This window comes from Marivita sp., from assembly GCF_017643905.1.
In the GTDB taxonomy this organism is placed as follows: domain Bacteria; phylum Pseudomonadota; class Alphaproteobacteria; order Rhodobacterales; family Rhodobacteraceae; genus Marivita.
This window is the reverse complement of sequence record NZ_JAEPMO010000125.1, coordinates 1-12,511: the sequence shown is the minus strand read 5'-3', so window position 1 is coordinate 12,511 and position 12,511 is coordinate 1. Positions and strand designations below refer to the sequence as shown.

General features: G+C 61.1%; 13 protein-coding genes and 1 tRNA gene. 9 read left to right on the top strand and 5 right to left on the bottom strand.

Going from position 1 to position 12,511, the window contains the following annotated elements; translation table 11 throughout:
- Positions 1-310: redoxin family protein (locus JJ869_RS17655; protein ID WP_292269055.1), on the top strand; the 310-nt coding region annotated here is incomplete at its 5' end.
- Positions 311-598: 288 nt separating this feature from the next.
- Positions 599-1,279, top strand: coding sequence for a hypothetical protein (locus JJ869_RS17650; protein ID WP_292269053.1), 681 nt, complete (start codon positions 599-601; stop codon positions 1,277-1,279).
- Between the two features lie 90 nt (positions 1,280-1,369).
- Here the strand turns inward: JJ869_RS17650 and acnA are convergent, their stop codons facing one another.
- Entirely contained in the window at positions 1,370-4,159 is a 2,790-nt protein-coding gene (gene acnA, locus JJ869_RS17645) for an aconitate hydratase AcnA (RefSeq protein ID WP_292269051.1), read from the bottom strand.
- Between the two features lie 216 nt (positions 4,160-4,375).
- On the opposite strand from acnA, the gene JJ869_RS17640 reads away from it, so the two are divergent.
- A complete protein-coding gene (locus JJ869_RS17640; protein ID WP_292269049.1) occupies positions 4,376-5,074 on the top strand; it encodes a thioredoxin family protein in 699 nt (232 codons plus the stop codon).
- Here the strand turns inward: JJ869_RS17640 and JJ869_RS17635 are convergent.
- Positions 5,038-5,964, bottom strand: coding sequence for a lysophospholipid acyltransferase family protein (locus JJ869_RS17635; protein WP_292269048.1), 927 nt, complete (start codon positions 5,962-5,964; stop codon positions 5,038-5,040). The two genes, JJ869_RS17640 and JJ869_RS17635, sit on opposite strands and share 37 nt — an antisense overlap.
- A gap of 210 nt (positions 5,965-6,174) precedes the next feature.
- Between JJ869_RS17635 and JJ869_RS17630 the strand changes: the two genes are divergently transcribed.
- Both JJ869_RS17630 and JJ869_RS17625 read left to right on the top strand, forming a co-directional pair.
- On the top strand, positions 6,175-6,942 hold the full coding sequence (locus JJ869_RS17630; RefSeq protein WP_292269045.1) for an SDR family NAD(P)-dependent oxidoreductase: 768 nt from the start codon (positions 6,175-6,177) through the stop codon (positions 6,940-6,942).
- A 30-nt stretch (positions 6,943-6,972) separates the two neighbouring features.
- Positions 6,973-7,692, top strand: a complete 720-nt coding sequence (locus tag JJ869_RS17625; RefSeq protein WP_292269044.1) for a CbiX/SirB N-terminal domain-containing protein — start codon at positions 6,973-6,975, stop codon at positions 7,690-7,692.
- Positions 7,693-7,722: 30 nt separating this feature from the next.
- Here JJ869_RS17625 and JJ869_RS17620 read toward each other — a convergent pair.
- Positions 7,723-7,799: transfer RNA gene (locus tag JJ869_RS17620), tRNA-Ile, on the bottom strand.
- 114 nt (positions 7,800-7,913) lie between these two features.
- On the opposite strand from JJ869_RS17620, the gene purM reads away from it, so the two are divergent.
- The 3 genes from purM to rnd all read left to right on the top strand — a co-directional run bounded on the left by purM (position 7,914) and on the right by rnd (position 10,800).
- The gene (gene purM / locus JJ869_RS17615; RefSeq protein WP_292269043.1) at positions 7,914-8,960 is read left to right on the top strand and encodes a phosphoribosylformylglycinamidine cyclo-ligase; all 1,047 of its coding nucleotides are present in this window, start codon (positions 7,914-7,916) and stop codon (positions 8,958-8,960) included.
- Positions 8,957-9,550 carry a phosphoribosylglycinamide formyltransferase gene (gene purN / locus JJ869_RS17610; protein ID WP_292269042.1) on the top strand — a complete coding sequence of 198 codons (594 nt, stop codon included), beginning with the start codon at positions 8,957-8,959 and terminating at the stop codon, positions 9,548-9,550. Before purM ends, purN begins: the two co-directional genes overlap by 4 nt.
- Before the next feature lie 92 nt (positions 9,551-9,642).
- Entirely contained in the window at positions 9,643-10,800 is a 1,158-nt protein-coding gene (rnd, locus tag JJ869_RS17605; protein ID WP_292269040.1) for a ribonuclease D, read from the top strand.
- Between the two features lie 6 nt (positions 10,801-10,806).
- On the opposite strand, the gene JJ869_RS17600 is transcribed toward rnd, so the two are convergent.
- Complete coding sequence (locus JJ869_RS17600; RefSeq protein WP_292269039.1) at positions 10,807-11,322, bottom strand: hypothetical protein; 516 nt, start codon at positions 11,320-11,322, stop codon at positions 10,807-10,809.
- A gap of 135 nt (positions 11,323-11,457) precedes the next feature.
- Between JJ869_RS17600 and JJ869_RS17595 the strand changes: the two genes are divergently transcribed.
- Complete coding sequence (locus JJ869_RS17595) at positions 11,458-11,871, top strand: SufE family protein (protein WP_292269038.1); 414 nt, start codon at positions 11,458-11,460, stop codon at positions 11,869-11,871.
- Positions 11,872-12,001: 130 nt separating this feature from the next.
- Here the strand turns inward: JJ869_RS17595 and JJ869_RS17590 are convergent.
- A partial coding sequence (locus JJ869_RS17590) for a chorismate-binding protein (protein WP_292269037.1) occupies positions 12,002-12,511 on the bottom strand: 510 nt, incomplete at its 5' end.

Below are 12,511 nucleotides of genomic sequence, written 5' to 3'. Positions count from 1 at the left end.
TCCGCCATGCCGGGTGGAGCATCCCAAGCTTCTGGAGATGCAGGCCGAGGGCATGAAGATCATCGGCGTGAACATCCGCGATCAGGAAGCCAATGCGAACCAGTACCTGACAGACGATGGCAATCCGTTTGTGGCGGTGCCCTTTGATCCGGCAGGACGCACGTCGATCGACTGGGGCGTGACCGCGCCGCCGGAGACCTTCATCGTCGATGGGGATGGGGTTGTGCTGTTCCGGTTTGCCGGGCCTCTTGTCGGATCGGACTATGAACAGCGGTTTGTCCCAGCGCTGGAAAAAGCGCTGGCTGACTGAGTCACGTTACGGAAAAAGCGAGGTCCCGGCGCCCGGGATTCCCGCAAACACGCTGGCCCCTGCGATCAACAGCAGGGCGGCAGTTTGAATGATTGTCAAAATCTTCATCTTTCAACTCATCGGTCTGTGTGCCTGTGCCCTCGATAAGTGGGACAGAATTGTTGAATGTGTAGGGTCCAAGCTGTCACATGCGACAACTTGTGCCAAATTTTGAATATTTTTTTCATTCTTGTGCAAATTTCTGCCGATGATGTTTGAAAAATAGTCAATCCGCATCTGGAGCAGATATTGCCCCTGTCCTCAGGCGGTTCTGCAAACGGCAAAAACTGTGAAACGCCGCTTGTGAACTTTGCGCTTGGAGGGAACAGGGGCAGCGACGTATCGTATTCGATATTGATTGCATTTTCGAATTTTTGGAGAATTTTGATGTACCGTTTGCCCAGACCAAATATGGCCGTCAACGACCCTCGTGTCAGTATTGGCACGCACACCCGCCGGTTCCAGATGTGGAACACATGGGATATCGCGACAACGGAATCGCCGGAACACATTGTCGAGTGGATTGGAGAAGTCGCCCGCAGCGCACGTGGGGGGAGGCTCAAGAACCTTGTTTTGAGCTGTCATGGGACCGCCGGTCGTTTGCAGCTGGGGCAGGGTTTTTCCGCTGAAAACGCGTATCTGTTCAATCAGTTGAACGGTCTGGTTCAAAAGATCTGGCTGCCGGACTGTTTGGTAGCAAGAGGGCATACAGGTCAGGTTTTCTGTGCTGCCATGGCTATGGGAATTGGCGGTTACGTGGTGGCTCCAACAGAAACACAATGCGATACTTTTAGAGATGTCCCCTACGACATGATGACCAGTTTTGAGGGAGAAATCCTGTGCTTCGGGCCTGATGGAGACATCACTTGGCGAGGCCGAAACCCATCCCTGCAGGTCGAAGGGGGAGCGTGTATCCCGTTTCCGGACTGAGATTCCGAAACGCAGCTTTCCAGTAAAAAAACGGCGCGCCATTGGCGCGCCGTTTTGGTGTTCATTTTGCGTGCCCGCAAGGGCTAGGCGTTATTCTGCAGCCATGGCATCGCGGCTGGCGAGGTCGCGCAGTACGTAGTGCAGCACGCCACCATGTTCGATGTATTCGATCTCGATGGCGGTATCGATCCGGCACTTGAGCGTGATCGTCTTCTCGGTTCCGTCTGCATAGGTGATGGTGCAGGGCACCTCGGCCAGCGGCGTGATCGTGTCAAGACCGTGGATCGCGACGGTTTCGTCGCCGGTCAGGCCCAGCGATTTGCGGGTGTCGCCACCGGTGAATTCGAACGGGATCACACCCATGCCAACAAGGTTGGAGCGGTGGATACGCTCAAAGCTTTCCGCGATCACGGCCTTGACGCCCAGGAGCGCCGTGCCCTTTGCCGCCCAGTCACGGCTGGATCCTGCGCCGTACTGTTCGCCACCGAAGATCACCAGCGGAACACCGGCTTCTTGGTAGGCCATCGCTGCGTCGAAGATTGACGTCTGCTGACCGTCCGGGCCCTTGGTGTAACCGCCTTCGACGCCATCCAGCATCTCGTTCTTGATGCGGATATTGGCGAAAGTGCCGCGCATCATGATCTCGTGGTTGCCACGGCGCGACCCATACGAGTTGAACTCGCGCTGGGGCACCTGACGTTCGATCAGGTACTTGCCAGCCGGAGTGGTGTCCTTGAACGAACCCGCCGGGCTGATGTGGTCGGTTGTGATCATATCGCCCAAGAGCGCCAGAACCTTGGCACCTTCGATGTTCTCGATCTTCTTGGTGTCCATGGTAATGCCCTGGAAATAGGGCGGGTTTTGCACGTAAGTCGAGCTGGGCGGCCAGTCGTAGGTCTTGGCGTCGGTTGTTTCGACCCCTTGCCATTTCTCGTCGCCCTTGAACACGTCCGCATATTTCGACTGGAACGCTTCGCGGGTCACAGTCTGCTCGACCAGTTCGGCGACTTCCTTGGAGGTCGGCCAGATGTCCTTGAGATAGACATCATTGCCGTCCTTGTCCTTGCCCAGTGGTTCTTTGGCAATATCGACGTTCATGTCACCGACCAGCGCGTAAGCCACCACGAGGGGCGGGGAGGCGAGGTAGTTGGCGCGCACGTCTGGCGAAATCCGGCCTTCGAAGTTGCGGTTGCCCGACAGGACCGATGTGGCAATGAGATCGTTGTCGTTAATGCACTTGCTGATCTCTTCGGCCAGCGGACCTGAGTTGCCGATACAGGTGGTGCAGCCATAGCCGACAAGGTTGAAGCCGATGGCGTCTAGGTCTTCCTGAAGATTCGCCGCTTCAAGATACGCGGACACAACCTGGCTTCCGGGGGCGAGCGAGGTTTTGACCCAAGGCTTGCGGGTCAGACCCTTTTCGCGCGCCTTGCGGGCAACAAGACCCGCTCCGATCATCACATAGGGGTTCGACGTGTTGGTGCAGGAGGTGATCGAGGCGATAACAACTGAACCGTCATGCAACTGGTAGCTGCCATTGTCGGTCTGCACATAGCCCCGCTTGTGGTGGCCTTCGTCACCCGGAATGGCAGTCGGTTCCGGCGCGCCGCCTTCCCCTTCCCAGCGGATTTCTTCCTTGGGGCTGGCGTCTTTGCCCGAGCGGATGCCCTTGACGTACTCGCCAAACGCTTTGCCTGCCTTGTCGAGAGCGATGTAGTCCTGCGGACGTTTGGGGCCGGAAATCGCCGGAACAATAGTACCCATGTCGAGGTGCAGTGTGTCGGTATAGACCGGCGCATAATCTGCATCGCGCCAGAAGCCGTTTTCCTTGGCGTAAGCTTCGACCAGCGCGATCCGGTCCATGTCGCGGCCGGTGGTCTTGAGATAGCGGAGGGTCTCATTGTCGATCGGGAAGAAGCCACAGGTCGCGCCGTATTCCGGCGCCATGTTGGCGATGGTCGCGCGATCTGCCAGCGGCAGGTTGTCGAGGCCTGCGCCGTAGAATTCCACGAATTTGCCAACCACACCCTTGGCGCGCAGCATTTCGACGACTTTCAGCACGAGGTCGGTGCCGGTGGTGCCTTCCATCATTTCGCCGGTCAGCTCGAAACCGATCACTTCCGGGATCAGCATGGAGATCGGCTGACCCAGCATCGCGGCCTCGGCCTCGATCCCGCCAACACCCCAGCCCAGAACGGCAGCACCATTGACCATGGTGGTGTGGCTGTCGGTGCCGACCAGCGTGTCGGGATAGGCGACCTGCTCACCATTCTGGTCCGCATCGGTCCAGACGGTTTGCGCGAGGTATTCAAGGTTCACCTGGTGGCAGATGCCGGTGCCCGGGGGTACCACGCGGAAGTTGTTGAACGCGTTCTGGCCCCACTTGAGGAAGGTATAGCGCTCCATGTTGCGCTCGTATTCGCGATCGACGTTCATCTGGAACGCACGCGGGTTGCCGAATTCGTCGATCATGACCGAGTGGTCGATGACCAGATCGACCGGGTTCAGCGGGTTGATCTTTTCCGGGTCCCCCCCCAGCGCCACGATTCCGTCACGCATTGCCGCAAGGTCGACCACGGCGGGCACGCCGGTGAAGTCCTGCATCAGAACGCGGGCCGGACGGTAGGCGATCTCGCGCGGGTTCTGGCCGCCGTTTTCGCCCCATGTGCCAAATGCCTTGATGTCATCGACGCTGACGGTCTTGCCGTCCTCGAAGCGCAGCATGTTTTCCAGCACGACTTTCAGACAGGCAGGAAGGTTCGAAAACGTTCCCAAACCGGCAGCCTGGGCTGCGGGGATCGAGTAATAGGCGATGGACTGGCCATTGACCGTGAGGGTCTTACGAGTCTTGGCTGTATCCTGACCAACGATGATGGACATGACGTGGCTCCTCAGATGGGGGAATTCGGGTCTTTGTGCTGCTCTTTGCATGATGGCACAGAGTCGATCAAGGGGGGTGCGACGATTTTGGTATACTATTGTGCACAATAACCGGGTGCCAAACGGATCGCGGGCTCTCGCAAAACCTTGATTGGTTATTTCAGTCCGGTAAGTCTATCTGTCTTGAGGCATAAACAAGCGCAGGAAAATAGCGGAATGAACAGGCTTTTTGCTTTTGTGACGGCGATGATGGTCGGTGTAGGTGCAACGGCCTCGTTGGCCCAGGACACACCGGTTGTGGTCGAGCTGTACACGTCGCAAGGCTGTTCGTCCTGTCCCCCCGCCGACGAGATGCTGGCGCATCTGGGCCAACGCGACAACGTGATCGCTCTGGCCCTGCACGTGGATTACTGGGATTACATCGGCTGGAAAGACAAGTTCGCGCATTCCGCCTTTACCACGCGTCAGAAGGGCTATGCCCGATCCTTCGGCAGTCGGTCGATCTATACCCCCCAGATGGTGGTGAACGGTGTGACCGATGTGGTCGGCAACCGTCCGATGGATGTGACCGATCAGGTGCAGGCCCATGCGGCCAAGGGCCTGCCTGTGCCACTGACCCTGAAGCGGTTTGGCAATCAGTTGACGATCAGCGCACCTGCAGCCTCCGGTTTGGCCGAAGCCGACGTGTTTCTCATCCGCTATACGCCGTCCGAAACTGTGAGCATTCCGCGCGGTGAAAATGCCGGGAAAAAGCTTGCCTACAGCCATATCGTGACGGAATGGTCCGATATCGGAGACTGGAACGGACGCGCACCCCTGTCGTCTTCCGTGTCCGTGTCCGGATCGGCACCGATTGTCGTTCTGATCCAGAAAAAGGGTTACGGACCCATCTTCGCCGCTGCCCGCTTGCGCTGACGCTTGGGTTTCCAGCGGCGGTGAATCCAGAACCACTGGTCGGGGTTTTCCCGGATCCGCGCCTCAAGCCGCGCCGTGGCCTCGCGCATCATCACAACCGGATCGCCATGCGGGACGGGGGCTTCGAACACGACATCAAAGCTGATGCCATCGTCTTTGCGAATGCCAAAGAACGGGACCATGAGCGCGCCCGTCTTGAGCGCAATATCCGCGGCTGAGGTCAGCGTGGGGGCAGGTTGGCCCATGAAGTCGATGGGTTCGCCCGCGCTGTCATAGACATCGAACAGAAGCACGCCCATGCCGCCCTCGCGGATGTGCTTGATCAATCCCATCGTGCCGCGTCGCCCCTGTTCGAACACGGGGTCTGACAAAGCATGCATGTTCGCCGCGTAATGCGCGTTGAAATAGGGGTTGGACATCGGGCGGTAGAGCCCGCCGATGCGATAGCCCCGCGCCACAAGCGCCGCACGCGGCGCTTCGAAATTGCCGAAATGGCCAGTGACGAACAGAACCGGGCGTCCCTCGGCACGGGCTTTTTCGACCTCGGCCAATCCATCGCCGCGAATTTCGACCTTGGCCATGCGCCGCATGAGGCCTTTGACATCGTAATTGTCGATCATCGTGCGCCCGGCATTGTCAGCCACCAGATCGGCCAAACGACGACGGTCGAGCACGCCCATCTCGGGCCAGACATGGGCGAGGTTGTCCATCGCGCGTTCGCGGTAGCCCGCCAGGGGCGCAACAATATGGCGGATCAGCCGTCCCATCAGCCACAGCCGCGCCCGGATCGGCAGGCGCAGCGCCCACCAGATCGCAGCGCGCAGCACGCGATCCGTGGCCCAGTCCTCCCAGCCGCCGGGGGTGTGATTGCGCTTCTTCGATTTGGCCAAAAGGAAAACCTGTTCTGGTGGCGGCGGGAAGCGCCTTCGAAGGCGCTTGATACGCGATTTGCAAATCGCGTGTCAAAGCCCGTTGCAACGGGCTTGCACCGCAAAGGACCGACGTTGTGCGAGCTGGTCTTGTTTTTCCTTATCGAAACACTTCTGTAAGGATCGCAATGCATCACGACCGGTGGCTGCCAAGACCAAGAGGAAGCGCACATGATCATCACCGAAAACACTGTCGCCATCGTATCAGGCGGGGCATCGGGCCTCGGGGCCGCTGCGGCGACGGCTTTGGCCGAGGCGGGGGCAAAGCTCGTGATCCTCGACATGAATGAAATTGCCGGTGCCGCGCAGGCCGAGGCCTTGGGCGGGATCTTCGTCAAGACCGATGTCAGCGACCCGGCCAGCGTCTCCGCCGCGATGGAGGTCGTGAAATCTACCTATGGCGCCGCTCATATCGCGGTGAACTGTGCAGGCATCGCCCCTGCCGCCAAGACCGTGTCGAAAGGCACAGCGCATGACCCGAATCCCTTTATCGCCACGATCAACGTGAACCTGATCGGTACCTTCAACGTGGCCTCTCAGGCGGCGGCGCTGATGGCGGCGAATGATCCGCTGGACGCAGACGGCGCGCGCGGGGTGATCGTCAACACGGCCTCTGTCGCGGCTTATGAAGGGCAGGTGGGGCAGGTGGCCTATGCGGCGTCCAAGGGCGGGGTGGTCGGCATGACGCTGCCCATGGCCCGCGATCTGGCGCAACTGGGCATCCGCGTCTGCGCCATCGCGCCGGGTCTCTTCAAGACACCCATGCTCGAAGGTCTGCCGCAAGAGGTGCAGGACAGCCTTGGCGCGCAGGTGCCGAATCCCTCGCGTCTGGGCCATCCGCGCGAATATGCGGCTTTGGTGCGCCATATCGTCGAAAACCCGATGCTCAACGGCGAAGTGATCCGCTTGGATGGTGCCATCCGCATGGCCCCGCGCTAAGTCTCTTTGGGACCGAACCCGGAGACTTCCATGACCTTCGATGCCCTGATCGTCAGCCATGGCCAGCCCTCTGACCCCGATGTGGGCGAGGCGGAAATCGCCGCCCTTGCGGCGGCCGTGGCGGTGCATCTGCCCGAGGCGCGGGTCGCAGGTGTGACACTGGCCGCCGAAGGTCGGATCGAGGCGCTGTCGGCAGACCGCCCCGGCGCGCTGATCTACCCGATGTTCATGGCCGATGGCTGGTTCACGCAGGTGCAACTGCCGAAACGGCTGGCAGATGGCGTGGGGCCGCAACTGGTCAGCTTCGGCCTCGACTGCACCTTGCCGATGCGCGCCGCCAACTGGCTGCGGCAGGTCTGTACGGATCACAGGTTCGACCCGTACGGAACCGACCTCGTCATCGCAGGCCACGGTTCCGGCAAATCCCGCCGCGTGTCCGAGGCGACCCGCGCCTTTGCAGACCAGGTGGCCGAGGACTTGTGCCCGCGCTCCGTCCGCTGCGGTTTTGTCGAGGAAGACCCGTCGCTGACTGATGCGCTGTCCGGTCTGGGGGCAAACGCCATCTGCCTGCCGTTCTTTGCGGCAAAGCGGGGCCATGTGCTCGACGATCTGCCCGAAGCGGTTGCGGTATCCGGGTTCCAGGGCATCGTCCTTGACCCCATCGGTCTGCACCCAGACGTGCCAAAGATGATCGCGGATGCGCTGCGCTGGCGGGCAACGACGCCAGATGTCAGCAAGTGTGTTTTCTGAGAACGGCGTTTTTTACCAATCGGTAAAATATGGTAGGCCCGGCAGGACTTGAACCCGCAACCAAAGCGTTATGAGCGCTCTGCTCTAACCAATTGAGCTACAGGCCCGCCATGTGTGTTTCAGTAGCAGACAACCGGGGCGCGTCAAGAGGTGCGGCACAGGGATGATGGACTCGTGTTCGTCGCTGCGCTAAGGCACGCGCGACCTTCGGAGGGTGCAGCATGACAGACGGCAAGAACGGCATCACCTATGCGGATGCAGGTGTGGATATCGACGCAGGGAATGCGCTGGTGGAGCGGATCAAACCGGCGGCCAAGCGCACGGCGCGGCCCGGTGTGATGTCGGGGCTGGGCGGTTTTGGCGCGCTGTTCGATCTGAAAGGCGCAGGCTTTACCGATCCGGTGCTGGTGGCGGCGACCGATGGGGTTGGGACCAAGCTGAGGATTGCGATTGACACGGGCCATGTGGATGGCGTCGGCATCGACCTTGTCGCGATGTGCGTGAACGATCTGGTCTGTCAGGGCGCGGAGCCTCTGTTTTTCCTTGATTATTTCGCGACGGGCAAGCTTGACACCGACACGGCGGCACGGGTGATCGAAGGCATCGCCGAAGGCTGCGCGCGCTCCGGCTGCGCGCTGATCGGTGGCGAAACGGCAGAGATGCCGGGCATGTACCCGGCCGGCGATTTCGACCTCGCGGGCTTTGCAGTGGGCGCGATGGAGCGCGGCACGGACCTGCCGTCGGGGGTGGCGAAGGGCGACGTGCTGCTGGGTCTGGCCTCGGACGGTGTGCATTCCAACGGCTACAGCCTTGTGCGTAAGTTGGTGGAGGTTTCCGCGCTGGGCTGGGAGGCGGACTGCCCCTGGGCCGAGGGATCGCTGGGCGAGGTGCTGCTGACGCCGACGCGGCTTTACGTGACGCAGGCGCTGGCGGCGGTGAAGGCGGGTGGCGTGCATGCGCTGGCGCATATCACCGGCGGTGGCCTGACCGAGAACCTGCCGCGTGTGCTGCCCGAGGGCATGGGTGCCGAGATCGACCTTGCAGCGTGGGATTTGCCGCCGGTGTTCAAATGGCTGGCGGCCACTGGCGGGATGGCCGAGGCGGAACTGCTCAAGACCTTCAACTGTGGTATCGGCATGATCGTCGTCGTCGCTGCAGACCGGGCCGACGCGCTGATAGCGGTGCTGGAAGAGGCGGGCGAGACCGTTTCGCGGATCGGTTCTGTGACCGGTGCGCCGGGCGTGGCTTATACAGGCACGTTGCTTTGACGAAACGGGTTGCGATCCTGATTTCGGGTGGTGGCTCCAACATGGTGTCGCTGGTCGATGACATGACCGGTGATCATCCGGCACGGCCCGTGCTGGTGCTGTCCAATCGCGCTGATGCAGGTGGGTTGGAGAAAGCCAAGGCGCGGGGCATCCCGACTGCGGTCGTCGATCACCGGCCCTTTGGATCGGACCGCCCCGCTTTTGAAGACGCGCTGAACCATGTGCTGGATCAGGCACGGCCCGACATCCTCTGCCTTGCCGGGTTTATGCGGGTGCTGACCGAAGGGTTTGTGACGCGCTGGCAGGGCAAGATGCTCAACATCCATCCGTCACTCTTGCCGAAATACAAAGGCCTGCACACCCATCAGCGCGCCATCGACGCGGGCGACGCCGAGGCGGGCTGCTCCGTACACGAGGTTACGGCAGAACTTGACGGTGGACAGGTGTTGGGACAGGTGCGCGTGCCCATCGCAGCGGACGACACCGCCGACAGCCTTGCCGCCAAGGTGCTGGTACAGGAACATAGACTCTACCCGCTCATTCTGCGCCGCTTTGCCGAGGGCGTGACAACCCGGATCGACCTGACCTGACGATAGTGGCTCGGGCGCTAGGCAAAGCGCTGCGTTTGAGCTATACGCGGGATGGGGTGCCGACAGAACAAGAATAACGAACGACCCGAATTATGCACATCATCACGACCACGTCCGATCTTGCCGCGTTTTGTGCGCGTGCTGCCCAAACCCCCTATGTCACTGTAGACACGGAATTTCTGCGCGAGCGGACCTATTACTCCAAGCTCTGTCTGATCCAGTTGGCCTTTCGCGGGGATGGCAAGACCGACGCGGTTCTGGTCGATCCGCTGGTGGACGGGTTGTCGCTCGAGCCGCTGCTGGAGCTGTTCCGCAACCGGGATGTGGTCAAGGTGTTCCATGCCGCGCGGCAGGATCTTGAGATTTTCTATATCGACCATGGCGTGATCCCTGAACCGCTGTTCGACAGTCAGGTCGCGGCAATGGTGGCGGGGTTTGGTGAACAGGTGGGCTACGAGACCCTTGTGCGCAAGATCGCCAAGCAATCGCTCGACAAATCCTCGCGTTTTACAGACTGGTCGCGGCGGCCCTTGTCGGACAGCCAGACCGAATATGCGCTGGCCGACGTGACACATCTGCGCGTGATTTACGAATTCCTGCGCAAGAAGCTGGCCGAGACCGGGCGCGACCGCTGGGTGGAAGAGGAAATCGCCACGCTGCTTGCCCCTGAGACCTATGTCACCCGTCCCGAGGACGCATGGATGCGGGTCAAGACCCGGTCCAACGCGCCTCGCTTTCTGGCGCTGGTCAAGGAACTGGCGCGGTTCCGCGAAGCCTATGCACAGGAACGCAACATTCCGCGCAGCCGTGTCTACAAGGACGACGCCCTCGTGGAGCTGGCATCGACCAAACCCAAGGACATGGCCGATCTGGGCCGGTCGCGGCTGCTCTTGCGTGAAGCGCGTAAGGGCGAGATCGCGCAGGGCATTCTGGACGCGGTCCACCGGGCGCAAAGCATGCCGAAAGAGCAATTGCCGTCGCTTGAGGATGCCCGCCCGTCGCCACAGGTGAACCCGGCACTGGCGGACCTGCTGCGGGTTCTGCTCAAGGCGAAGACGGAAAGCTCTGGCGTGGCGTCAAAGCTGATCGCGACCTCGGCGGAACTGGATGCACTGGCGTCCGGTGACCGCAACGTTCCGGCCCTGCAGGGGTGGCGTCGCGAAGTGTTCGGACATGACGCATTGCGCCTGTGTGACGGACGCGTCGGGCTTGCCGCAAAGGGCAAGCAGGTTCAGATCATCGAATTGTAAACCGCTTCAACGCCGGACGCTGCGGGCGTTATTCGCGCCTCGTACGGTGATGGTGCGGATGCCCGCAAGGCTTTGATCCGTGATCCACAGCCCTGCGGTGACCTGACGCGCGCGCGGATTGGTGTTGCGGGGCCCCGGTTGTTGCAATGCCTTCAGGTCGTAAACCAGCGTGCCGTCGACACTGGCGGCCTCATCGGCGATCAACTGGACATCGAAAGGCCCAAGGCGGTCAGCCTGACCGGTGGCACGGATCACGGCCCCGCCGGGACGGCGTTCCACCAGAAGTTCGGTGACTTCGGCAATCGGGCGACCGGCGAAAACTTCGGGACCGTCGTCACGGAAGATCGAGGCGCGCCGGGCGGGAATCAGCGGGTTGACCTTGGCATTGGCCACGTCCGCAGCCGCTGGATCGGGTTCGCTTGACCCAAACCAGTTGAACGGGTTCAAGCGCGACTCGCTGATGGTTGCGCAGCCCGTCAACATCACGGTTGCAAGGATCAAGAGCGTCACGGGTATGCGCATGGTCGGTCCCTCTGCCTGTCTGTCTTCGACGTAACCGATTGCGCCGCTGTTGAAAAGCGCGAAGCCCGGGCTGGACCTTTGCGCCGTCGCTGCCTAGGTGTTCGGGGAACACAGGACACGCATCCGGAGACCGCCATGGCGAGCGCCGCTTTTGAAGAGATTGTCGAAGATTTCGAATTTCTGGACGATTGGGAAGACCGCTACCGGATGGTGATCGAACTGGGCCGCGCGATGGAGCCATTGCCCGATGCCCTGAAGGTTCCGGCCACCAAGGTTGATGGCTGCGCCAGTCAGGTCTGGTTGCACCCGCAGATCGAAGGCGGTGTGATCCGGTTCGAGGGCGAGTCGGATGCGATGATCGTCAACGGCCTGATCGCGGTTCTGCGGAAGCTCTACAACGGATTACCGCCTTCCGAGGTCGCCGCCATCGACGCGCGGGCCGAATTGGGCCGGCTGGGATTGAACGACCACTTGTCGGCGCAGAGGTCCAATGGTCTGCGGGCCATGATCGAGCGTTTGCAAGGCTTTGCGCGGGCATCTTCAAGTTGATTTGAGCGCCTTTGGCGCACAGGTTCAGGCTTTGCGACCCTGCAGGTCGCAAAGCCGCTTGGGGGCGCTGCCCCCAAAGCCCCCGAAGTACTTTAAAACCGAAGAAGATGGACTGTATGTGCGATTCCGGTCAGGAATTGCCGTTGCCGGTGAATCGTGCGGCGTCTGCGGCGGCCCGGCGGATCGCGTTCGATTTATGCACAGTTTCCTGGTATTCCGCTTCGGGATCGCTGTCATAAACGACACCGCCGCCTGCCTGAATGTAGAGCTTTTTGTCCTTCACCAGCGCCGTGCGCAGCGCGATGCACATGTCCATGTCGCCGCCCGCACTGAAATAGCCGACACCGCCGCCATAGATGCCGCGCTTTTCCGGCTCCAGCTCGTCGATGATTTCCATCGCGCGGACCTTGGGTGCGCCGGATACCGTGCCTGCGGGCAGGCCCGCCAGAAGGGCCGAAAGCGCATCATGGTCGGGGCTGAGTTCGCCCACCACGTTGGATACGATGTGCATCACGTGGCTGTAGCGTTCGATGATGAATTTCTCGGTCGGGGCCACGGTACCGATCTTGCCGACGAGCCCCACGTCATTGCGGCCCAGCTCGAGCAGCATCAGCTGTTCCGCGCCTTCCTTTGCGTCAGC